At 68.8% G+C, this 21,756-nt stretch carries 27 protein-coding genes; 7 read left to right on the forward strand and 20 right to left on the reverse strand.

All coding sequences use genetic code 11. From position 1 onward, the window contains the following. A partial coding sequence (locus tag ADBZ6I_RS06350) for an amino acid kinase family protein (protein WP_526381998.1) occupies positions 1-211 on the reverse strand: 211 nt, incomplete at its 3' end. A 196-nt stretch (positions 212-407) separates the two neighbouring features. Here ADBZ6I_RS06350 and ADBZ6I_RS06355 point away from each other — a divergent pair. Further along, positions 408-1,052 (forward strand): TetR family transcriptional regulator, encoded by a 645-nt coding sequence (locus ADBZ6I_RS06355; RefSeq protein WP_526382000.1) that lies wholly within the window; start codon positions 408-410, stop codon positions 1,050-1,052. On the opposite strand, the gene ADBZ6I_RS06360 is transcribed toward ADBZ6I_RS06355, so the two are convergent. From ADBZ6I_RS06360 to rpsB, 3 genes are read right to left on the reverse strand one after another with little or no spacing between them, the layout of a single operon-like run. Continuing rightward, positions 1,049-2,458, reverse strand: coding sequence for an amidase (locus ADBZ6I_RS06360; RefSeq protein ID WP_526382002.1), 1,410 nt, complete (start codon positions 2,456-2,458; stop codon positions 1,049-1,051). The two genes, ADBZ6I_RS06355 and ADBZ6I_RS06360, sit on opposite strands and share 4 nt — an antisense overlap. 42 nt (positions 2,459-2,500) lie before the next feature. Further along, positions 2,501-3,328, reverse strand: a complete 828-nt coding sequence (gene tsf, locus ADBZ6I_RS06365; protein WP_526382004.1) for a translation elongation factor Ts — start codon at positions 3,326-3,328, stop codon at positions 2,501-2,503. Between the two features lies 1 nt (position 3,329). Next, entirely contained in the window at positions 3,330-4,181 is an 852-nt protein-coding gene (gene rpsB / locus ADBZ6I_RS06370) for a 30S ribosomal protein S2 (protein ID WP_526382006.1), read from the reverse strand. A 256-nt stretch (positions 4,182-4,437) separates the two neighbouring features. On the opposite strand from rpsB, the gene ADBZ6I_RS06375 reads away from it, so the two are divergent. After that, the gene (locus ADBZ6I_RS06375; protein WP_526382008.1) at positions 4,438-4,929 is read left to right on the forward strand and encodes a M23 family metallopeptidase; all 492 of its coding nucleotides are present in this window, start codon (positions 4,438-4,440) and stop codon (positions 4,927-4,929) included. 22 nt (positions 4,930-4,951) lie between these two features. Here the strand turns inward: ADBZ6I_RS06375 and ADBZ6I_RS06380 are convergent, their stop codons facing one another. The 9 genes from ADBZ6I_RS06380 to rplS form a co-directional block, all read right to left on the reverse strand. Continuing rightward, a complete protein-coding gene (locus ADBZ6I_RS06380; RefSeq protein ID WP_526382010.1) occupies positions 4,952-5,872 on the reverse strand; it encodes a tyrosine recombinase XerC in 921 nt (306 codons plus the stop codon). A 51-nt stretch (positions 5,873-5,923) separates the two neighbouring features. After that, positions 5,924-6,097 carry a DUF8730 family Cys-rich protein gene (locus ADBZ6I_RS06385; RefSeq protein WP_526382012.1) on the reverse strand — a complete coding sequence of 58 codons (174 nt, stop codon included), beginning with the start codon at positions 6,095-6,097 and terminating at the stop codon, positions 5,924-5,926. 61 nt (positions 6,098-6,158) lie between these two features. After that, positions 6,159-7,292 (reverse strand): DNA-processing protein DprA, encoded by a 1,134-nt coding sequence (gene dprA, locus ADBZ6I_RS06390; protein ID WP_526382014.1) that lies wholly within the window; start codon positions 7,290-7,292, stop codon positions 6,159-6,161. Beyond that, positions 7,289-8,800 (reverse strand): YifB family Mg chelatase-like AAA ATPase, encoded by a 1,512-nt coding sequence (locus ADBZ6I_RS06395; RefSeq protein ID WP_526382016.1) that lies wholly within the window; start codon positions 8,798-8,800, stop codon positions 7,289-7,291. The genes dprA and ADBZ6I_RS06395 overlap by 4 nt, the downstream gene beginning before the upstream one ends. Continuing rightward, a complete protein-coding gene (locus tag ADBZ6I_RS06400) occupies positions 8,800-9,165 on the reverse strand; it encodes a YraN family protein (RefSeq protein ID WP_526382018.1) in 366 nt (121 codons plus the stop codon). The genes ADBZ6I_RS06395 and ADBZ6I_RS06400 overlap by 1 nt, the downstream gene beginning before the upstream one ends. Before the next feature lie 90 nt (positions 9,166-9,255). Beyond that, positions 9,256-9,561, reverse strand: coding sequence for a DUF2469 domain-containing protein (locus tag ADBZ6I_RS06405; RefSeq protein WP_078020019.1), 306 nt, complete (start codon positions 9,559-9,561; stop codon positions 9,256-9,258). Continuing rightward, on the reverse strand, positions 9,561-10,319 hold the full coding sequence (locus tag ADBZ6I_RS06410) for a ribonuclease HII (RefSeq protein WP_526382020.1): 759 nt from the start codon (positions 10,317-10,319) through the stop codon (positions 9,561-9,563). The genes ADBZ6I_RS06405 and ADBZ6I_RS06410 overlap by 1 nt, the downstream gene beginning before the upstream one ends. A 2-nt stretch (positions 10,320-10,321) precedes the next feature. After that, complete coding sequence (gene lepB, locus ADBZ6I_RS06415; protein WP_526382022.1) at positions 10,322-11,152, reverse strand: signal peptidase I; 831 nt, start codon at positions 11,150-11,152, stop codon at positions 10,322-10,324. Positions 11,153-11,227: 75 nt separating this feature from the next. Then, a complete protein-coding gene (gene rplS, locus ADBZ6I_RS06420; RefSeq protein ID WP_526382024.1) occupies positions 11,228-11,569 on the reverse strand; it encodes a 50S ribosomal protein L19 in 342 nt (113 codons plus the stop codon). Positions 11,570-11,889: 320 nt separating this feature from the next. On the opposite strand from rplS, the gene ADBZ6I_RS06425 reads away from it, so the two are divergent. Continuing rightward, complete coding sequence (locus tag ADBZ6I_RS06425; RefSeq protein ID WP_526382026.1) at positions 11,890-12,807, forward strand: serine hydrolase; 918 nt, start codon at positions 11,890-11,892, stop codon at positions 12,805-12,807. Between the two features lie 10 nt (positions 12,808-12,817). Here ADBZ6I_RS06425 and trmD read toward each other — a convergent pair whose 3' ends face one another. The 5 genes from trmD to ADBZ6I_RS06450 all read right to left on the reverse strand — a co-directional run bounded on the left by trmD (position 12,818) and on the right by ADBZ6I_RS06450 (position 15,603). Further along, positions 12,818-13,504: a tRNA (guanosine(37)-N1)-methyltransferase TrmD gene (trmD, locus tag ADBZ6I_RS06430; protein ID WP_526382028.1), complete on the reverse strand. Its 687-nt coding sequence runs from the start codon at positions 13,502-13,504 to the stop codon at positions 12,818-12,820. Continuing rightward, complete coding sequence (gene rimM, locus ADBZ6I_RS06435) at positions 13,504-14,034, reverse strand: ribosome maturation factor RimM (RefSeq protein WP_526382030.1); 531 nt, start codon at positions 14,032-14,034, stop codon at positions 13,504-13,506. Before rimM ends, trmD begins: the two co-directional genes overlap by 1 nt. 49 nt (positions 14,035-14,083) lie before the next feature. Beyond that, positions 14,084-14,326 carry an RNA-binding protein gene (locus ADBZ6I_RS06440; protein ID WP_003928628.1) on the reverse strand — a complete coding sequence of 81 codons (243 nt, stop codon included), beginning with the start codon at positions 14,324-14,326 and terminating at the stop codon, positions 14,084-14,086. Continuing rightward, positions 14,323-14,931, reverse strand: coding sequence for a 30S ribosomal protein S16 (gene rpsP, locus ADBZ6I_RS06445; RefSeq protein WP_526382032.1), 609 nt, complete (start codon positions 14,929-14,931; stop codon positions 14,323-14,325). Before rpsP ends, ADBZ6I_RS06440 begins: the two co-directional genes overlap by 4 nt. Before the next feature lie 138 nt (positions 14,932-15,069). Beyond that, a complete protein-coding gene (locus tag ADBZ6I_RS06450; protein ID WP_526382034.1) occupies positions 15,070-15,603 on the reverse strand; it encodes a nuclear transport factor 2 family protein in 534 nt (177 codons plus the stop codon). A gap of 55 nt (positions 15,604-15,658) precedes the next feature. Here ADBZ6I_RS06450 and ADBZ6I_RS06455 point away from each other — a divergent pair, with 55 nt between their 5' ends. The 4 genes from ADBZ6I_RS06455 to ADBZ6I_RS06470 all read left to right on the forward strand — a co-directional run bounded on the left by ADBZ6I_RS06455 (position 15,659) and on the right by ADBZ6I_RS06470 (position 18,898). Next, a complete protein-coding gene (locus tag ADBZ6I_RS06455; protein WP_526382036.1) occupies positions 15,659-16,546 on the forward strand; it encodes a D-alanyl-D-alanine carboxypeptidase family protein in 888 nt (295 codons plus the stop codon). A gap of 311 nt (positions 16,547-16,857) precedes the next feature. Then, positions 16,858-17,223 carry a hypothetical protein gene (locus ADBZ6I_RS06460; RefSeq protein WP_526382038.1) on the forward strand — a complete coding sequence of 122 codons (366 nt, stop codon included), beginning with the start codon at positions 16,858-16,860 and terminating at the stop codon, positions 17,221-17,223. A 94-nt stretch (positions 17,224-17,317) separates the two neighbouring features. Further along, positions 17,318-18,166 (forward strand): D-alanyl-D-alanine carboxypeptidase family protein, encoded by an 849-nt coding sequence (locus ADBZ6I_RS06465; RefSeq protein ID WP_526382040.1) that lies wholly within the window; start codon positions 17,318-17,320, stop codon positions 18,164-18,166. A gap of 18 nt (positions 18,167-18,184) precedes the next feature. Continuing rightward, a complete protein-coding gene (locus ADBZ6I_RS06470) occupies positions 18,185-18,898 on the forward strand; it encodes a class I SAM-dependent methyltransferase (RefSeq protein WP_526382042.1) in 714 nt (237 codons plus the stop codon). 8 nt (positions 18,899-18,906) lie between these two features. Here the strand turns inward: ADBZ6I_RS06470 and ADBZ6I_RS06475 are convergent, their stop codons facing one another. After that, the gene (locus tag ADBZ6I_RS06475) at positions 18,907-20,007 is read right to left on the reverse strand and encodes an amidohydrolase family protein (protein WP_526382044.1); all 1,101 of its coding nucleotides are present in this window, start codon (positions 20,005-20,007) and stop codon (positions 18,907-18,909) included. Position 20,008: 1 nt separating this feature from the next. Further along, on the reverse strand, positions 20,009-21,574 hold the full coding sequence (gene ffh, locus ADBZ6I_RS06480; protein ID WP_526382046.1) for a signal recognition particle protein: 1,566 nt from the start codon (positions 21,572-21,574) through the stop codon (positions 20,009-20,011). Positions 21,575-21,756 lie beyond the last annotated feature (182 nt).

Here is a 21,756-nt window from a genome sequence, read left to right on the forward strand (position 1 = left end):
CACCGCGGAAGATGTTGCCGCCGCCGATCACCACTGCCACCTGCACACCGCTGCGTACGACTTCGGCGATCTGCCGGGCGACCTGTGCCACGACGTCGGGATCCAGACCCACGGCCCCGCCGCCGAACATCTCGCCGCCGAGCTTGAGCAATACCCGGGAGTATTTGGGACGCAACGCGGATTCGGCACTGTCGCTCGTGGGCTCGCCCATCGGACTCCTCGCATTCGGGCTGTTGGCATGGTTCTGCCGTCGAAAGGGTATGCCTGTCAATAGCGCTTATCCTGCATCATGACGGTGACGCGCAACACACGGCCGGCACCGGTTGCCGGAAACAAAAAATAATTAATTTAGGCTGTCAGCGCTCCGGGGGCTCGTGGCACCGCCCAGGAAAGGGACGTGAATTCAGGTGGTTTTACAGGCAAGAGCTGAGGTAACCCGGCGGAGGATTCTGGACTCAGCGGTAGACCTGTTCGACGAACTGGGCTACGGCGAAACCGGACTGGCAGATGTGCTGCAGCGAGCAAATGTCAGCAAAGGCGCTTTCTACTACCACTTCGATTCCAAAGAAGCGGTAGCCACGGCGATCATCGAGGACTTCCGCCGCCAGATCAAAGAGGCCACCCGCGAGAAGATCGACGGGTCGGCCCCGATCCTCGACCGCCTCATCATGGCGACGTTCACCACCGCTGAGATGCTGAAGTCGGAGAAGACGGCCCGCATCGGAAACCAGCTGCTGCAGGCGCTGAGTCAGATCAGCAGTTCGGCGTCGCAGGTCTATCGAGAGTGGACGACGAAGTTCGTCGACACGCTCAAGGCCGGTCTGGAAGCAGTCGGTGTGCGCGCCGGTGTCAACGTCACCGAGGTCGCAGAGGCCACCTGGGCCGGTATTCTGGGCAGCTATCTGCTGGCCTCAGCGTTCAGCAGCGATCCGCAGATCGGGCTGGCTCAGGCGTGGCGGTCGTCGCTTCGTGCGGCTCTGCCCGACGAGGCGGTGGAGCACTACCAGGGTCTGATCGAGCGCATCAGCCAGCAGTTCGAGGTCGTGGGTTAGACGGCAGCCTGGATAGGCGGCCAGGGTCTGGCAGCCTCCAGTTCGTAGGCGAGCTCCAGCAGCCTGCGCTCCTGCCCGGTGGGCGCGCTGAACATCATCCCGATGGGGAGTCCGGCCGCCGACTGCGCCATCGGCAACGACAGCGACGGTTCACCGGTGGCGTTCTGCAGCGGCGTGAACGCCACCCAGTCGATCAGACGCTGCATCACCTGATCGAAGTCGGCCGTCGGGTCCAGGTGCCCGATCCGCGGGGTGCCCTCGGCAACGGTAGGAGTCAGCAGAACGTCGTAATCGCGGTAGAACCGCGCGGAGACCTTGCGTAGCCGGCTGAGCCGCGTGATCGCCGCCGGCAGCCGGTGCAGATTGCGTGTCGCGTGACGGTCCAGCCCGATGGTCAGATTGTCCAGCCGGCTCCGGTCGAAGCTGGCGCCGAACGTCCGGCGTCCACCGCGCACCAGTGCCATGGCCAGCGAACTCCAGTAGAGCACGAAGTCATCGGCGAACTGCGGCGGTATCGGGTTGTTGTCCAGATAGTCGACGCGGTGGCCCAGATCTTCCAGCAGAGCGGCGGTCTTGAGCGTGTGGTCGCGCATGTCCGGGCTGGAGTCGCGGCTCACCGACCGGGTGACAACGGCGACGCGCAGCCTCTCTCGCCCCGGCCCGGAGACCGCGCCGACAGGTGTGAGCGACCGATTGCGCCAGATACGCTCGGCTTCCCGGTAGAAGGCCGCGGTGTCGCGGACCGAGCGGGTGAGCACTCCGTCGCTGACGATCTTCACCGGCATCTGCCGCGACATCTTGTCCTGCGGGAGTCGCCCGCGGGTCGGCTTGAGGCCGACCAGCCCGTTGCAGGCCGCCGGGATTCGGATGGACCCGCCGCCATCGTTGGCGTGCGCGATCGGCACCACCCCGGCGGCGACGAGGGCGCCCGCCCCCGAGGACGACGCACCCGCGGTGTAGTCGGTGTCCCAGGGGTTGCGGACCGCACCGATCCGCGGATGCTCGGCGGACCCGCTGAACCCGAACTCCGACAGCTGGGTCTTGCCCAGCGGGATGAGACCGGTGCGCAGGAAGAACCGGGCGAAATCGCCGTGCTCGGAATGCGGCTGCGGCGTCCAGGCGTCGGTGCCCTGCATGGTGGGCATGCCCTCGACGTCGACGTTGTCCTTGAAGAACGTCGGCACCCCATCGAAGTAACCACCCGCCGGCACCGCCGCCCGTGCCCGGGCTAGGGCGAACGTCTCGTGCGCCAGCCCGTTGAGGACGGGGTTGACCGCCTCGGCGCGGGCGATCGCGGCGTCGACCAGTTCACCGGCACAGACCTGACCGGTCCGGATGGCGTCGACCATCCCGACCGCGTCGAGGTCACCGAGTGCATCGTCGCCGAAGGCGTTGACGTGCTGCATGGTCGTCGAAAGTCCTGTCGGGTCTACTCGCCGGTGCGGCCGCTAGGTCTGACCGACCTCGAAGCGGACGAACCGGGTCACGGTGACACCGGCCTCGTCGAGCAGCGCCTTGATCGTCTTCTTGTTGTCCGACACCGAGGGCTGCTCCAGCAGGACGACGTCCTTGAAGAAGCCGTTCACGCGACCCTCGATGATCTTGGGCAGCGCGGCTTCCGGCTTGCCTTCGGCCTTGGCGGTCTCTTCGGCCACGCGCTTCTCGGCCTCGACGGTCTCGGCGGGCACCTCATCGCGGGTCAGGTACTTGGCCTTCAGCGCCGCGATCTGCAGGGCCACCGAGTGGGCGGCATCTTTGTCGGCCCCCTCGAACTCGACCAGCACACCGACCGCGGGCGGCAGGTCGGCGGCACGCTTGTGCAGGTAGGTCTCGACGTTGCCGTCGAAGTACTGCACCCGGCGCAGTTCCAGCTTCTCGCCGATCTTGGCCGAGAGCGCCGCGACGGCCTCCTCGACCGTAGTGGCAGCCGGTCCCCCGGAAAGAGGAGCTGCCTTGAGCGACTCGACATCGGTGGCCTTGGCGGCCAGCGCCGCGTCGAGAACCTGCTCGGCGAGCTTCTGGAACTCGGCGTTCTTGGCGACGAAGTCGGTCTCGGAGTTGAGCTCGATCAGCGCGCCACCCTTGGCCGCGACCAGACCTTCGGCGGTGGCGCGCTCGGCGCGCTTACCGACGTCCTTAGCGCCCTTGATCCGCAGCACCTCGACGGCCTTGTCGAAGTCGCCGTCGGTCTCGGTCAGCGCGTTCTTGCAGTCCATCATCCCCGAGCCGGTGAGCTCGCGGAGCCGCTTGACGTCGGCGGCGGTGTAGTTAGCCATCTCAGCCTTCCGTGACGATGATGGTGGTGGATTCGTCGGAAACGGGTCCTGCCGTCGGCGCGTCCTCAGCGGGGACGGATTCGATGGCAGCGCTGGCCAGCAGCTCCTGCTCCCACTCGGCCAGCGGCTCGGCTGCGGCGTCCTGCTTGTCGCCGGCGCCGGCACCGCCACGAGCCTGCAGGCCCTCCGCGACGGCCGCGGCGATGACCCTGGTCAGCAGCGCAGCCGAACGGATGGCGTCGTCGTTGCCCGGGATCGGGTAGTCGACGAGGTCGGGGTCGCAGTTGGTGTCGAGGATCGCGATGATCGGGATGTTGAGCTTGCGGGCCTCGGCAACCGCGAGGTGCTCCTTGTTGGTGTCGACGACCCAGATCGCCGAGGGCACCTTCTGCATGTCCCGGATACCGCCGAGGCTGCGCTCCAGCTTGGTCTTCTCACGGGTCAGCATGAGGATTTCCTTTTTGGTGCGACCCTCGAAACCGCCGGTCTGCTCCATGCTCTCGAGTTCCTTCATGCGCTGAAGACGCTTGTGAACGGTCGAGAAGTTGGTGAGCATGCCACCCAGCCAGCGCTGGTTCACGTACGGCATACCGACCCGGGTGGCCTCTTCGGCGATGGACTCCTGAGCCTGCTTCTTGGTGCCGACGAACATGATCGAGCCGCCGTGCGCGACGGTCTCCTTGACGAACTCGTAGGCCTTGTCGATGTAGGTCAGCGTCTGCTGCAAGTCGATGATGTAGATGCCGTTGCGGTCGGTGAAGATGAACCGCTTCATCTTGGGATTCCAACGACGGGTCTGATGCCCGAAGTGCGCGCCGCTGTCGAGCAGCTGCTTCATGGTCACAACAGCCATACCGGCTATTCCTTTGTTGTTGTCGGTTGCCGTCCGGCATCGGGTGAAGCCGGACCCTGGCGTCTGCGCACACACCGACCCTTATCGGGACCAACCGGTGTGCGCGGCGGGAGTCGATGGCGACCCTGCACACAAACGCGCGAAGTCAGCCCGCTTATGCAGGCTGCGTCGGGAAGTTTACACACAGCGGCGCGCTGATCCCCAACCGGCGGCCGGCCGGAGACGCCCGCTGACCTGCTGCCGGTGAACTGGGCAGATGCGTGTGGTCGCCGTGCTGGCCGGGTTGCTGGTGTTCGCCGGCGTCGCCGGTGCCGACGAGGTGCGGCTGCAGTGGCCGCTGCGGCCGGGTACGCCCGCGGTGACCAGGGCGTTCGACCTCCCGGCGCGGGACTGGCAACCCGGCCATCGCGGCGTGGACCTGGCGGGCAGCCCGGGGCAGCCGGTGTACGCGGCGGCCGCGGGCATCGTGGTATTCGCCGGGGTGCTGGCGGGCCGGCCGGTGGTGTCGGTGCAGCATGCCGGTGGACTACGGACCAGCTACGAACCCGTGCAGGCGGCGGTGCGGGCCGGCCAACAGGTGGCCGCGGCGTCGGCGCTGGGGCGGCTGATCACCGGGCACGGCGGCTGCCCCCTGGCGGCCTGTCTGCACTGGGGCGCGATGTGGGGTCCGGCGCAGCGGGCCCAGTACGTCGATCCGTTAGGGCTGCTTGCGGCGATGCCGGTGCGGCTCAAGCCCCTGCCGGGATGAATGGGCCGGGATGACGCGAACCTCAGGCGCGCGGGTGCGCCTGGTCGTGGACCGCCCGTAGCCGCGCGACCGTGACGTGGGTGTACAACTGCGTCGTCGCCAGGGTGGAGTGGCCGAGCAGCTCCTGCACCACGCGCAGGTCGGCGCCACCTTCGAGCAGGTGGGTGGCTGCGCTGTGGCGTAATCCGTGCGGGCCGATGTCCGGCGCGCCGTCGACGGCCGAGACGGTCTGGTGGACGACGGTGCGGGCCTGGCGGGGATTGATCCGACGCCCCCGCGGGCCGAGCAGCAGCGCGGGTCCGGAATCAGGGTTGGACAGGACCGGTCGGCCGTCGGCCAGCCAGTCCGATAGTGCCGTCAGCGCGGGCCGGCCGAACGGCACGGTGCGCTGCTTGTTGCCCTTGCCCAGGACGCGCAGCAGCCGGCGGCCGGTGTCGACGTCGTCGATGTCCAACCCGCACAGTTCGCTGACCCGGATGCCGGTGGCGTAGAGCAGCTCCACGATCAATTTGTCCCGCAGCGCAAGGGGGTCACGCTGCTGGGCCCCCAGTTCGGCGGCGGCCAGCGCGGCCAGTGCCTGATCCTGGCGCAGCACCGCCGGCAGAGTGCGCCGAGCCTTGGGCACCTGCAGGCGGGCGGCGGGGTCGACGGCGAGCAGGCCGCGGCGGGCAGCCCAGGCGGTGAACGTCTTCACCGCGGAGGTCCGCCGCGCCAGGGTGGTGCGAGCCGCGCCCGAGGTGGCCTGCGCCGCCAGCCAGGCCCGCAGCAAGGGCAGGTTGAGGCCGTCAATACCGCTGCCCGGGGCGCGTTGCTCCAGGAAGGCGAACAGCGACCGCAAGTCGGCGAGGTAGGCCCGTCGGGTGTGTTCGGACCGGCCGCGTTCCAGAGCCAGGTGCTCGGCGTACTCCTCCAGGATCGCCGCGTATCGGTCTGGGGCGTCCACTCCCCTACGGTGTCAGACGACAGGGCCTGGCGGCCGTAACCGCCTGGCGTGTCAGCGGCCCGCTTTGCGGCGGAACCAGTTGCGGCGCGGCGCAGCCGCCTCCCCGGCCGGATGCCCGTTGCACCACTGGTCGGCGGGCACGCTGCTGCGAACCGCGTCGACATGCATCCCACAACCGGCCCAGGTGGTCTTTCCGCAGACGCGGCAGGCGGTGGCGCGGCACATAGGGGATCCTCTCGACGCAGGAGTCTTTCGTGGCGACTATACCCCCTAGGGTATATGCCCGCTAGGCCGGTCGGCGCGTCATCCGCCATCCCCCTTCCTGCCGCTCGACCAGGCCGGCGATCTCGAGCATGGCCAGCGGTCCGAGCACGCTGGCGGCCGGAAGGCCGGACGCCACCGCGATCTCGTCGGGTGTGGTGGCCCGGCGCGCCGGCAGCGCCTCGTAGACGCGAATCTCGTTGTCCCCCAGACCGTCCAGCAGCGCTGCCGGCCGCGCGGGTTCATCGGCGAGTTCGCCGGCCCGGCCGATCACTTCGAGCACCTCATCGGCGCGGGTGACCAGTTCCGCGCCGGCCCGAAGCAGGGCATGGCAGCCGATGGATGCGGCCGAGGTGACCGGTCCAGGAACAGCGCAGACCACCCTGCCCAGCCCGCGCGCCCAGGCCGCCGTGCTTGCGGCGCCGCTGCGGACGCCGGCCTCGACCACCACCGTCGCCCCGGAGAGTGCCGCCACCAGGCGGTTGCGGGTGAGGAACCGGTGCCGGGCGGGCCGCACCCCCGGCGGGTATTCACTGACCAGAAGCCCGCTGCGCGCGATGCGGTGCAACAGCGCCGAGTGTCCCGCGGGGTAGAGCACATCCACTCCCCCGGCCAGCACCGCCATTGTCATCCCGTCCGTGGCCAGCGCGGCGCGGTGGGCGGCGCCGTCCACGCCGTAGGCACCCCCGGACACGATGGTCACGTCCCGCTCGACCAGGCCCGCGGACAGTTCCCCCGCAACGTGCTCGCCGTATGCGGTGGCGGCGCGAGTCCCGACGATCGCCGCCGCCCGCTGCGCAACCTCGTGGAGCCGCAGCGGACCGATCGCCCACAGCGCCAGCGGGGCACGGCCCTCCGGCTTATCGCGCACCTGCGCCCCGGCGAAGCAGGCGAATGCCAGGCCCGGCCACTCCTCGTCGTCGGGGGTGATCAGCCGGCCGCCTCGCTGGCGCAGAAGTTCCAGATCGGCCGCGGCACAGTCCATCTCGCGGCGCGCCTCGGTGCGCTGGGCCAGGGCTGGCTCCACCTCGCCGCGTCGCACCCGATCGGCCGCTTCGATGGGACCGACCCGGCGAACCAGGTCCGTCACTGCCGCGCAGGGAGCTTCGGCGACCCGGGACAGATACGCCCACGCCAGTGTGTGGGCGGTGTCGGTCACGGCGTGAGCCCGGTCTGCCGGAAGCTCAGCGCCACCGAGACGTCGTCAAGACCCGGGGAGGTGCGCCCGGCCAGGTCAGCCAGGGTCCATGCCACCCGCATCGACCGGTGCACCCCGCGGATGCTGATCAGTCCGCGGTCCAGCGCGGCTTTCAACGGCGCCATCGCGGGTTCGCCCGGGCGGAAGCCCTGGCGCAGCACCGCGCCGGTGACTTCGGCGTTGGTGATGAACCCGTGCGGCTTCCACCGCTCGGCCGCTGCCGCACGCGCCTGCGCGACCCGGGCGCGCACATCGGCACTGCTCTCGGACTGCTCGGACGTCAACGCGCCCGCGCGCACCGTATGCATTTGCACCCGCAGGTCCACCCGGTCCAGCAGCGGACCGGAGAGCTTGCCCAGATAGCGGCGCTTCTCGGACGGCTTGCAGACGCAGTCCCGCGGATCGGCCGGCGCGCACGGACACGGATTGGCGGCCAGAATCAGCTGGAAGCGCGCCGGGTAGCACACCACACCGTCGCGGCGGGCGAGGCGAATCTCGCCGTCCTCCAGGGGCGTTCGCAGAGCTTCCAGCACGCTCACGCGGATCTCCGCGCACTCGTCGAGGAACAGCACGCCCCGATGCGCCTTGCTGATCGCGCCCGGCTTGGCCAGCCCTGAGCCACCGCCGACGAGAGCGGGTGCACTCGAGGAGTGGTGCGGGGCGATGAACGGCGGCCGGGTGATCAGCGGCACCCGGGCTGAGAGCATGCCCGCGACGGAGTGGATCGCGGTGACCTCCAGCGCCTCACTATCGGTCAGATCGGGCAGCAGACCCGGAAGCCGTTGGGCGAGCATCGTTTTACCCACACCGGGCGGCCCGGTCAGCATGAGGTGGTGCGCCCCGGCGGCGGCGACCTCGACGGCGAATCGGGCCTGGGTCTGACCGACCACCTCGCAGAGGTCCGCGGCGGGTGCGTCATCGGCCGGTGGAGTGGGCACCCGGCCGTCGAGCCCGGTGCCGGTGTCCAGCCACTGCTGCAGCTCTCGCAGCGTGCCGACCCCGAACACCTCCACCCCGTCGACGAGGCTGGCCTCGGCGAGATTGCCGACCGGCACCACCACCGCCGGCCAGCCTTGCGATTTGGCAGCCAGCACCGCCGGCAGCACGCCGTGCACGGGACGGACGCGCCCGTCGAGGGCGAGTTCTCCTAGCAGCACTGTCTTCTCGAGCCGGTGCCAGGGTTTGCGGCGCCCGGCAGACAGCACCGCACAGGCCAGGGCGATGTCGTACAGGGAGCCGGTCTTGGGCAGGGTCGCCGGCGACAAGGCCAGTGTCAGCCGCGACATCGGCCAGCTGTTGCCGCAGTTGGTGATCGCCGCTCGGACCCGATCCCGGGACTCCTGCAGCGCCGCGTCGGGCAACCCGACCAGATGGACACCGGGAAGTCCGCCGGTGATGTCGGCTTCGATCTCGACGATCTGGCCGTCCACCCCGCGCACCGCGACGGAGAACGCACGTCCGAGCGCCATCAGCCGACCCCCCGCAAGTGCATGATCTCCGGCACGCGGCACCGACCGACCCGCACGCCGACGACGTCGATGCGCACGTGGCGCCATCGGATGTCTTGTCCGCCCAGCCAGATGCCGGCCAGCCGCCGGATCCGGCCCAGTTTGCGTGGGGTGACGGCGTGCTCCAGACCGCCGAAGCCGTCCCCGGACCGGGTCTTCACCTCGACGAACACCACGGTGTCATTGCCGTCGGCGGCGATCACGTCCAATTCGCCGTAGCGGCACCGCCAATTGCGCACCAGAATCCGCAGGCCCAGTCCTTGCAGGTGCTCGACGGCAACCTGCTCCCCCAGTGCTCCGAGTTCGGCTCGGGTGAATGTCGTCACCGGGCAAGCGTGGGCCCGGTGGCGGACAGGCGTATTCAGGCCGGCGCCGCGTAGCCGGGGTTATCCCCAGAGCCGCACCGGTGCACAGGGCTACTCCGGCAGCCGCAGCTCCGGCTTCTCGACCTCTTCGATGTTGACGTCTTTGAAGGTGATCACCCGCACCTGTTTGACGAAGCGCGCCGGCCGGTACATGTCCCAGACCCAGGCGTCGGCCAGCCGCAGTTCGAAGTACACCTCGCCGTCGGTGTTACGAGGCACCAATTCAACGCTGTTGGCCAGGTAGAACCGCCGCTCGGTCTCCACGACGTAGCTGAACTGGCCGACGATGTCCTTGTACTCCCGGTACAGCGAGAGTTCCATCTCGGTTTCGTACTTCTCGAGATCCTCGGCACTCATCAGCTCAGCGGTCCTTCTCTTCCGGCCGTATTCAACGACGTGCTTCCATCTTGTCGCACCGCAAACTCGGCGACCAATTCGGTGCCGCCCGCCCGGACGACCCGACGGACGTTGATGAACGACTGCCGGTGCTCGGGGCAGGTGCCGTGCTCGGTCAGCGCCGCACTGTGCGCGGCCGTGCTGTAGCCCTTGTGCTCGGCGAAACCGTATCCGGGATGCTCGGCGTCCATGGCGACCATCAGCCGATCGCGGCTCACTTTGGCCAGCACGCTGGCCGCGGCGATGCAGGCCGCCGCCGCGTCGCCGCCGATCACCGGCAACGACGGCACCGCCAGCCCGGGGACCCGGAAGCCGTCGGAGAGCACGTATCCCGGCCGGGCCGAGAGCCCCGCGACCGCGCGCCGCATGCCCTCGATATTGGCCGCGTGCACGCCCCGGCGATCCACTTCAGCAGCCGGGATGTAGACCACGTGATAGGCCAGCGCATAACGGCGGATCACCGGGAACAGCGCCTCACGGGCCTTGGCGGTGAGCTTCTTGGAATCGTCCAGAGCCGCCAGGCTCTCGAACCGGTTCGGCCCCAGCACACACGCCGCGACGACCAGCGGCCCGGCACATGCGCCGCGACCGACTTCGTCGACACCGGCCACCGGTCCCAGACCGCCGCGGTAGAGCGCCGACTCGAGCGTCCGCAGCCCCGACGAGCGCCGGATGACTGTACGCGGAGGCCAGGGTGCGGCCGTATTCTTGGCCGGCATGATCAGCCCCGCTGCGGATCGACCTGAGGGTCGAACGAGGACACCCCGCCCCAACGGGAAGGCGGCCAGGCGATGAACCGTGCCTTGCCGATGACGTTGTCGACCGGGACCGTGCCGGTGCCGGGGTCGCCGGTGCACTGAACGCCCTTCTGCACGTCGGCCGGCACGTTGGTGCAGTGCACCCGAGAGTCCGACGAGTGGGTCCGGTTGTCGCCCATCACCCACAGCCGGCCCTCGGGCACCCTCACCGGACCGAATTCAGCGCCCAGGCACGGGTAGACCACCGGGTCGGCCATCATCATCGCCGCGTCCAGATAGGGCTCTTCGAGTTTGCGGCCATCCACCGTCAATCCGGTGTCGGCACGGCACTGCACGGTCTGCCCGCCGGTGGCGACCACTCGCTTGACCAGATCGTTCTCATCCGGCGGCACGAACCCGATGAACGACAGCGCGTTCTGCACCCAGCGCAGCGCGGCATTGTCCGAACGGATGGACTTGTAGTTGACGTTCCAGTTCGGCGGACCCTTGAAGACGATCACGTCGCCCGGTCCGGGCTCGCCGAACCGGTAGGTGACCTTGTCGACCATGATGCGGTCGCCCACACAGCCTTTGCACCCGTGCAGCGTCGGCTCCATCGACTCCGAGGGAATCAGGTAGGGGCGGGCGATGAAGGTGAGCATCACGTAATAGATCAGAACGGCCGTCCCCACCAGGATGGCGCCTTCGCGCAGCGCTGACCGCTTCTTGTTCGTATCGGTCTCCGGTTTGGCCGGAATCTCTATCGGCTCAGGACGCCCAGGGGTCGATTCGTCCGGGTCGGGGGTGACGGTCACGGGATTAGCGTAGCCATCCGGGGAACCGAAACCTTGACCCGAAGCTCAGCGGTTCTCCTACCCGGATGTCGAAGCTCAGCGCTTCTCCTTGATCTTCGCCTTCTTGCCCCGCAGGTCGCGCAGGTAGTACAGCTTCGCCCGGCGCACGGCGCCGCGGGTGAGCAGTTCGATGTGGTCGATGTTGGGCGAGTGCACCGGGAAGGTGCGCTCGACACCGACCCCATAGCTCTCCTTGCGCACGGTGAAAGTCTCGCGGATACCACCACCGGAGCGCCGCAGAACGACGCCCTTGAAGACCTGGATGCGCTGCTTGTTTCCCTCGATGACCTTGACGTGAACGTTGACGGTGTCGCCGGGGCCGAAAGCAGGGATGTCGTCGCGCAGTGACGCCTGGTCGACGAAGTCGAGAGTGTTCATGTGCTGAACATGTCCTTGCAGTCGGGCTCCGGGCGGTGTCGGGCGCATGCGCCTGACGTCGCCGGGTGCGTGGTCAGATGTTTGTCGCAGCAGGCGGGTGGTCCGGCCGGCGCGGGCAACAGGCCAATTGTGCCAGACGGGCCGCGAGGGACGAAATCGCAGGGCCGCGCCGGCGACCCGCCGACGCCACCGCCATTCCGAAGCCTGGCGAATTAGGCGGTGTAGAAACAAGGCGGCTAACCTGTGTCAACCGGGGCCCGTCGGGGAAACCCCACCGCAGTGTGTGTCCGCAACGCTTTCGCCGACGTGAGGAGAGGGTCATGCGACGTCCATCGTCGGTGCTGCTAGCCAGCACCGCGGTGGTGGTGGCGGCGATCCTTTTCGGCGCTTCTGCGGCCCAGGTGTCCGCCCGCTCGCGCACCGATTCGCAGCCCTCTGCGTCACTGTTGGCCGGACAGTCCAGCGAAGCGCCGCAGCCGCAGCCCTCCACCGCACCGGATCCGGACCGGGAACTGCGGGCCCGGATCAAGAGCGCGACCGTCGAAGCTCAACGGCGCGGCGCGGACATCAGCTTCGCCATGATGGACCGCCAGACCGGTGTGTTGATCGCCAGTGGCAACACCGCCCAGTTCCCGACGGCGTCGGTGGCCAAGCTGTTCATCGCCGATGACCTGCTCACGCGCGCTGCGCAACGCAAGGTCAAGCTCAACCCGCGGGACCGCCGCGCCCTGGACACCATGCTGAGGTCGTCCGACGACTTCTCCGCCGACGACTTCTGGGTTCGCGGCGGCGGGAACGCGATCGTCAAGCGGGTCGCAGCGCGCTACAAACTGACCGCCACCGTCCCGCCCTACGACGGCAAGTGGTGGAACACCATGAGCACCACCGCCGACCTGGTGCGCTACTACGACAAGCTGCTTGACGGCTCCGGCGGCCTTCCTCGGGCACAGGCCGACCTGATGCTGGCGGACCTGACCGCCTCGACGCCGGTCGCCACCGACGGGTACCCGCAGCGATTCGGCCTTCCCGACGGTCTTTTCGACGAGCAGGTCGCCGTCAAACAGGGCTGGATGTGCTGCTGGGGCCCCAACAATCAGGTGCACCTGACCACCGGTGTGGCCGGTCCGGACCGTCGCTACGTGATCGCACTTGCATCCATGCAACCGGTCGACGAGGTCGCCGCGCGCACCACCATGACCGAGACGCTCAAGACGATGTTCCCGGGCGGACACATCTGAGCGGCGTTGGCTAGCCGCCTTCGGTGAGCAGATCCGGCCGGCGCTGCCGCGTCCGCTCCAGGCCTTGTTCCCGTCGCCATGCGGCGATCTTGGCGTGGTCGCCGGACAACAGGATCTCCGGGACTCCCAGACCCCGCCACACCGGCGGCCGGGTGTAGCTGGGGCCTTCCAGCAGCCCGTCGGAATGTGAATCGTCCTGGTGCGACAGCGGGTTGCCGAGTACGTCGGGAAGCAGCCGAACCACGGCCTCGATCATCACCAGGGCCGCCGCTTCTCCCCCGGCCAGCACGTAGTCGCCGATGGAAACCTCGACGACCCGCATCCGGGTGGCGGCGTCGTCGGCGACGCGCTGATCGATTCCCTCGTAGCGACCGCAGGCGAAAACCAGGTGCTTCTCGCCCGTCCACTGCTGGGCATCGGCCTGGGTGAACAACCGGCCGGCCGGGGTCGGAACAACGAGAAGCGTTTCGCCCGAGCAGATTTCGTCGAGCGCCTCTCCCCACACCGGAGCCTTCATCACCATGCCCGGGCCGCCCCCGTACGGCGCGTCGTCCACCGCGTGATGCACGTCGTGGGTCCACCGGCGCAGGTCGTGCACGGCGAAGTCGACGATCCCTGCCTCAATCGCCCTGCCGGGCAATGACTGCCGCACGGGCTGCAGGTAGTCCGGGAAGATCGTGACGACGTCGATTCGCATTACAGCGACTCCACGTCCAGCAGCCCCTCCGGCGGATCGATCTGGATGAGTGCGTCCGCGCGGGACACCGAGGTGACGATGGCGCCGACGAAGGGCACCAGGATTTCGCGACCCGCGGGTGTGCGCACCGACAGCAGTTCGCCACCGGCAGTGTGCAGCACCTCGGCCACCGCCCCCACCTCCTGGCCGTCGACGGTGCGCACCGTCAGCCCTTCGAGTTCGTGGTCGTAGAACTCGTCGGGGTCGTCCAACTGAGGCAGGTCCTCGGAGTCGACGACGAAAAGCTGACCGCGCAGGGCGTCGGCCGCCTCCCGGCCGACGACACCGGTCAGCCGGACCAGCAGTCGGTTGCCGTGCGGGCGAGCCGACTGGACGTCAACCGGATGAGGCTTGCCGCCACCGCGGGAAGGCTTGAGCAGCAACCGGTTTCCCGGGGCGAACCGCTTCTCCGGATCGTCGGTACGGACGTCGACGACAAGTTCCCCGGTGATGCCGTGGGGTTTGACCACCCGTCCGACGACGAGCTCCATTGCGGGCTGCTCCTATCCCCGAGTCGCTGCCGCTCTACCCCCGCCGGCGCTACTGGTCGGTGTCGACCACGTCGACGCGGATGCCCCGGCCGCCGATGCCGGCCACCAGGGTCCGCAGCGCGGTGGCGGTGCGGCCGCCGCGGCCGATCACCTTGCCGAGGTCGTCGGGGTGAACGTGCACCTCGACGGTGCGACCTCGCCGATTGGTCACCATGTCGACGCGGACGTCATCGGGGTTGTCGACGATCCCGCGCACCAGGTGCTCGACGGCGTCGACCACTACCGAACTCATTCCGCGGCCGGCTCGGCCGACTCTGCCCCGGAATCAGCGGGGGCCTCGGCGGCGGCTTCAGTTTCGGCGGGCGCCTCGGGGGGCGCCTCAGGGGCTGCTGCCTGGGCGGCCGGCTCAGCAGACGCCTCGGCGGCCGGCTCAGCGGGCGCCTCGGTGGCGGCTTCGGCGGGGGCCTCGGTAGCGGCTTCGGCGGGGGCTTCGTCGGCCTTCTTGGCCGGGGCCTTCTTCTTCTTCAGCTGGACCGCTTCGCCGGTGGGGGCGCCGTCGGCGCCCGCCAGGGCAGCGTTGAAGAGTTCGAGCTTGGTGGGCTTGGGCTCGCGCACCTTCAGCGTGCCCTCGGCACCCGGGAGGCCCTTGAACTTCTGCCAGTCACCGGTGATCTTGAGCAACTTGAGGACGGGCTCGGTGGGCTGGGCACCGACCGACAACCAGTACTGGGCCCGCTCGGAGTCGACCTCGATCAGGCTCGGCTCTTCCTTGGGGTGGTAGCGGCCGATGACCTCGATGGCGCGGCCGTCGCGGCGATTGCGCGCGTCGGCGACGGCGATGCGGTACTGGGGATTGCGGATCTTGCCCAGCCGGGCGAGCTTGATTTTGACAGCCATGCGCGAACTACTCCTTGAATCTCACGCTGCAATTCAGCGATCACCGGCGGGATGCCGGAACCCGGTTTTGCCTCGCGTGGGCAGTGGCCGATTCTGCCAGATCGGGCGTGAGGAGCCCTAATCGCCCAGTGCTCTCGCCTAGAGCAGCCGGTCCAGGCATTTGACCTCAACCCGCCGGGTCAGCCGCCAGCCCTCGGGGGTGCGGACGAACTCGTCGTCGTACCAGAGGGCGAGGAACAGCACCTGACCGCCGGGCTGATTCCCCGAGTCGCTGCGCTCCTGCCCGCCGGGCTGATTCCCCGAGTCGCTGCGCTCCTGCCCGCCGGGCTGATTCCCCGAGTCGCTGCGCTCCTGCCCGCCGGGCTGACCGCCGGGGAGCTTCATCGGGTTGAGGCACAGGGTTCTGCCGGTGGCGGTGTCGCCGGCAAGACGGATGTCGACGTTGCCGTTGAGGTGGCAGTACGCCGGGAAATTCGGCAGCACGTCGGCCAGCCACGCCTTCACCTGGGGATAGGTTCCTTGGATTCCACCCATCGCCCGGTAGTCGATGTAGGCGTCCGGGGTGCAGATCCGGTCGAGATCGTCGAATCGTCGCTGGTCGATCGCGGTCGCGTAGTCGGTCAGCAGTTGCTGGATCTCCAGCCGATCAGAGATTTCCGCCAGGGACAGCATCACTGAATTCAACACCGCAGATGCGGCTCCGGGCCACCGGTTAGGCTGAGCGACCATGGGTCGGCTCGCCGCCGCTATCGCGGCTTCTCTCACGCTGTTCGCCTCCGCTGGCGCCGGACATGCCGTCGCACCGGCCTTCGCTGAGCCGAATGTGCAGCCGGTGGGCTCCATGCCCATCCCCGACGGCCCCGCGCCGTCGTGGATCGTCGCCGACCTGGATACCGGTCAGATACTCGCCGGGCGTGACATGTACATCCCCCACCCCCCGGCCAGCACCATCAAAACGCTGCTCGCCCTGACCGCCCTCGATGAAGTAAGCCTGGACGCCACCATCGCGGCCTCCCCCGCCAACCTCAACGTCGAATGCAACTGCGCCGGAATCAAACCCGGCCACACCTATACCGCCCGGCAACTGCTCGACGCCGCCCTACTGGTGTCCGGTAACGACGCCGCCAACGCCCTCGCCGACATGCTGGGCGGCTACGACGTGGCGGTGGACAAGATGAACGCCAAGGCCGCAGCCATGGGGGCGACCGACACTCACGCCACCTCCCCGTCGGGCCTGGACGGTCCCGGCGGCCCGGGCTGGACGACCCCGCACGACTTGGCGGTGATCTTCCGCGCCGCGATGGCCAACCCGGTGTTCGCCCAGATCATCGCCCAGCCCACCGCGATGTTCCCCACCGATTCCGGCGAGAAGCCGCTGATCAACCAGAACGAGTTGCTGGCACGCTACCCAGGGGCGTTCGGCGGCAAGACCGGCTATACCTACGCCGCCCGCAAGACCTTTGTCGGGGCTGCCGAGCGCAACGGCCGCCGGCTGGTCATTGCGCTGATGTACGGCATCGTGCGGGAGGGCGGCCCCACGTACTGGGATCAGGCCGCCACCCTGCTGGACTGGGGTTTTGCCCAGAACCCGCAGATGAGCGTGGCGGCGCTGTAGCGCGTCAGGACCGGTTCTCCGGGCAGTAGACGTCCACCGCCAGCGCGCCCAGCGGATCTCTGCTCGCCCGGGGGTGTGTGGTGGCCATGCGGATTGTGTTCCCCGGCGCCGCGGTGTCACCGCGGATGTCGCGACCGGCGGCGCGTTTCCCAGGCAATTATCAGGAATCGGGGTAGCTGCTCACCGCTGCGACGAGGCCGTCAGCACACGTCAAACGTTATGTTTGTCACGCCGTACGATTTGCCAGAAGGCCGAAATGCCACTATGTTCGCTCCTGTCGCCGCAGCTGTGGTGGCCCTGGAGTCAGGTGAATGGGGAGCATCGAAGTGAAGTGGACAGTCGCGACCGCCACGGTGGTCACCGCAGCAATCCTGTCGGCTCCGGTGGCCGGTGCCTCGCCGAACAACAACAACGGCGGCGCCAACAACGTCGGCCAGACCATCTCCGACATCGCGACGATCGCCGGCGGCGGTGGCACCCCGGGCATCTGGCTGGAAACCCTCAATGGCCTGGGCGGCCTGCTGGGCAAGCTCGGGTTCGGCAAGGACCGCGGGTCGGGCAACGGCGCGGCGCTGCAGCAGCAGACGCTGGACAACGTGGGTAAGAACCTGCCGAAGCCCAAGCCTGTCGACGAGCAGGCCCCGGCGGAGCCCGATGAGGATCCGGTCCTTCCGTAGTTCCTGCCGGATTGCTCGCTCCGGGCCAGGTCCGCAACCAATCGGAGACTCCCCCGAACCCCAACTGAGGTCAACGCTGACTAGCCTCGGCGGAATGTCTGTGTTCCGGTGGCGGCTGCGCGCGATGGCCGCGGCGACGTCCGTGGGCCTGCTCGCGGCGGTGGCCCCGGTAGCCGGCGCCGATCCCGGCCAGCCCGCGGCGATCGCGCCGCCGGACGGCCCCGCTCCGATCTGGCTGGTAGCCGACTCGGTCACCGGCCAGATTCTGGGTGCGCGCGACGCCTACAGCCCGCACGCGCCCGCCAGCACCATTAAGGCGCTGTTGGCCATGGTGGTGTTCGACCAGCTGTCTCTCGACGCCGCGGCGCGCGCCACCGAGGCTCAGACTGATGTCGAATGTTCCTGCGTTGGAATGGTTCCCGGATACGTCTACACCGCCCGTCAGCTCCTCGACGCGCTGCTGATCGTGTCCGGCAACGACGCGGCGAACATGCTCGCCGACATGCTGGGCGGCTCGTCGGCCGCGGTGGCGAAGATGAACGCCAAAGCCCAGCAGGTCGGCGCCCGCGCCACCTGGGCTGGCTCGCCGTCAGGCCTAGACGGCCCCGGCTGGGAGTCGGTGAGCACCGCGCAGGATCTGGCCGTGATCTACCGGGCGGCCCTGAATTACCCGCTGTTCGCCCAGATCCTGCACCAGCCCACGGCGGCCTTCCCGGACGGCAACGGCGGCATGAAGCAGATCGCCAGCCATGACCCGTTACTGCTGGACGGCTACCCCGGCTTCATCGGCGGCAAGACCGGTTACACCAACCTGGCCCAGGAGACCTACGTGGCGATGGCGCAGCGCAACGGCAGGCGCATCATCGCGGTCATGATGTACGGCAAGGACGATCTGTGGGATCAGGGCCGGGCGCTGCTGGACTGGGGTTTCGCGAGGGCGTGACGTAACCTGGCGTGCACTATGACGACGACGCCGGTGGACTTCTTCGAACGGCAGTGGCAGACGTATCGCACTGTGGTCGAACAGGATTGGATGGAGCATCGCGGCGTGACGGCCGCCTGCGCCGCGGCGCTGGACGGGTGGTTCGCCGAGCACCCGGATCGCCGCGGAACAGCCCGCCTGCTCGACCTCGGCTGTGGCGACCTGGCCCTGATGGCACCGGTGTTGCGCGGGTTACCGCTGGGGTCCTACGTCGGCGTCGACCTCACCGAGCAGGTTCTGCCGATGGCCCGGTCCGCGTTGGGAGAGGTGGCGTTCACCGCGGACTTCCGGCACGGCGACATCCGGTCGATTCCGGGCGCCGACCTCTACGACCTGGTGCACGCCTGCTTCGTGCTGCACCATCTGCACGACGACGAGAAGCGCGACTTCCTGGCCGACCTGCTGTCCCGGGTGCGCCCGGACGGCGCCTTCCTGTGGGCCGACGTCTTCTGCGAACCCCGGGAAGCACTCGCCGACTACGCCGCGCGCTACGCGACCCGTATCCGGCAGGGCTGGCGTGCGCTCGATGAGGACGATCGCGAGGCGATCGTGACCCATATGAGCTCCTACGACTTCCCGGCCGACCGCGAGGCGATCGTCGCGACGGCCGCCGAGTGCGGGTGGCGATGGCAATGGCTCTGGCAGGGCAGCCACCGGGCCGAGGCCGTGGCTCTGCTGACCCCGGCTCAGTAGACCCCCGCTCAATAAACTCTGCCGCGCAGGATCACCCGGTCGGGCCGGGACAGTACAGCGGGCCCGGATCGCGGGTCGTCGGCGAAGCACAGCAGGTCGGCGGGGGCGCCGTCGGCCAGCGCAGGACGCCCCAGCCAGGTCCGGGCGTCCCAGCACGCCGCGCCCACCGCGTCGGTGGGCGACATCCCGATTCCCTTGAGCGCCTCCACTTCCCGGGCGATCAAGCCGTGCGGGATGCTGCCGCCGGCGTCACTGCCGGCATAGATCGGTATACCGGCATCGTGGGCGGCACTGATCCGCTGCCGGAAGCGCGCGTGCAGTTCGCGCATGTGGGCGGCATAGACCGGGAATCGTGTTGCGGCGTCGGCGAATCCGGGAAAGTTCTCGATATTGATCAGCGTGGGCACCAGCGCCGTCCCATGCTCGACCATCATCGCCACGGTGTCCTCGGTGAGCCCGGTTCCGTGCTCGATGCAGTCGATGCCGGAGGCAATCAAGCCGGGCAGAGCGTCCTCGCCGAAGACGTGCGCGGTCACCCGGACCCCTTCGGCGTGGGCGGCGTCGACCGCGGCGGCCAGCACCTCGTCGGACCACAGCGGTGCCAGGTCGCCCACCGACCGGTCGATCCAGTCACCGACTAGCTTCACCCAGCCGTCCCCGCGGCGGGCCTGCTCGGCGACCGCCGCGGGCAGCTGCCATTCATCCTCCAGCTCGATGGCGTAGTTCGGCAGGTAACGCTTGGGCCGGGCGAGATGCCTTCCGGCCCTGATGATCTGGGGCAGGTCGTGGGCATCGAGGCTGCGGGTGTCCAGCGGCGACCCGCAGTCGCGCAGCAGCAGCGCGCCGGCGTCGCGGTCGGTCTCGGCCTGGGCGATCGCCTCGTCGAGCTCTATCGCGCCATGCGGGCCAAGGCCGACGTGGCAGTGCGCGTCGACCAGTCCCGGGATGATCCAGCCCGCAGCGCCATCAACTCCGAACACGGTGCGTGCGCCCGACACCCGTTCGGCGCGCAGGATGCCGTCGGCGATCCACCACTCGACGGGTTCGCCGTCCGGCAGGCCACGGCCCCGGACGTGCAGCGGGCCCTCAACGAACGACGAGTCGGTCAACCTAGCGTTGGCCGGGGAACTTTAGCTTGGACAGGTCGAACCCGGCCAGCCCGGGCGGGAGTTCGTTGAGGCCCTCGGGCATCTGCGACAGGTCGGGGAAACCCTCCGGCATCCCGGCGCCCATCAGCGGATTGAGCGTCTTTGCCGGCGTCGGACCCCGGCGGTTGCCGCCCTTCTTGCTCTTCTTGTTGTTCTTCGAGCTGCGCTTGGACGACCGGCGGCCGAAGCCCATCCCCATGGCGCCGGCCATCTGCGACATCATCTTTCGCGCCTCGAAGAAGCGGTCGACGAGCTGGTTGACCTCCGACACCGTCACCCCGGAGCCGTTGGCGATGCGCAGCCGCCGGGAGGCGTTGATGATCTTCGGGTCGGCCCGCTCCTGCGGCGTCATGCCGCGGATGATGGCCTCGACCCGGTCGAGGTGCTTGTCGTCGACGGCGGCCAGGGCGTCTTTCATGCCGGCGGCGCCGGGCAGCATGCCCAGCAGGTTGCCGATCGGGCCCATCTTGCGGATCGCCATCATCTGTTCAAGGAAGTCCTCCAGCGTGAGCTCGCCGGAGCCGATCTTGGCGGCGGCCTCCTCGGCCTTCTCCGCGTCGAAGACCTGCTCGGCCTGCTCGATGAGCGAGAGCACGTCGCCCATACCGAGGATCCGGCTGGCCATCCGGTCGGGGTGGAAGACGTCGAAGTCCTCCAGCTTCTCGCCGGTGGAGGCGAACAGGATCGGCACACCGGTGATCTCGCGCACCGACAGCGCCGCGCCGCCGCGGGCGTCGCCGTCGAGCTTGGTCAGCACCACACCGGTGAAGCCCACGCCCTGCCCGAACGCCTCGGCGGTGGCCACAGCGTCCTGACCGATCATGGCGTCGAGGACGAACAGGGTCTCGTCGGGCTGCACGGCGTCGCGAATGGCCGCGGCCTGCTCCATGAGCACTTCGTCGATGCCCAGCCGGCCGGCGGTGTCGATGATGACGACGTCGTAGTACTTCGACTGGGCCTCGGCCAGACCGGCGGCGGCCACGGCCACCGGGTCACCCGGACCCCAGCCGTCGGACTCCATGGACTCCACCGACGTGCCGGGGTGCGGCGCGAAGGTGTGGACGCCGGCCCGTTGTCCGACGATCTGCAACTGGGTGACCGCGCCGGGGCGCTGCAGGTCGCAGGCCACCAGCAGCGGGGTGTGGCCCTGGCCCTTGAGCCAGTTGGCCAGCTTGCCGGCCAGGGTGGTTTTACCGGCGCCCTGCAGGCCGGCGAGCATGATCACCGTCGGCGGGGTCTTGGCAAAGGCCAGTTGACGGGTCTCCCCGCCCAGGATGCCGACGAGCTCGTCGTTGACGATCTTGACGACCTGTTGCGCGGGATTCAGCGCGCCGGACACCTCGGCGCCACGGGCACGTTCCTTGACGCGGGCGATGAAGGCACGCACCACCGGCAGCGAGACGTCGGCCTCCAGCAGCGCCAGGCGAATCTCCCGGGCGGTGGCGTCGATATCGGCATCGGTCAGCAGACCCTTGCCGCGCAAACCGGACAGCGCACTGGTCAACCGGTCGGAGAGGGATTCAAACACGCCGCAAGCCTACCCACCTGCGAGGCGAAGACCGGGCAAACCCCAGCCGGACGACGATCAAGCGGCGCCCCCAGGCGCCACGATGAGGAGTCCGGCAATCAGGATCAGCCGGACGACGATCAAGCGGCGCCCCCAGGCGCCACGATGAGGAGTCCGGCAATCAAACCCCAGCCGGACGACGA

This window comes from Mycobacterium sp., assembly GCF_044342925.1.
In the GTDB taxonomy this organism is placed as follows: Bacteria; Actinomycetota; Actinomycetes; order Mycobacteriales; family Mycobacteriaceae; genus Mycobacterium.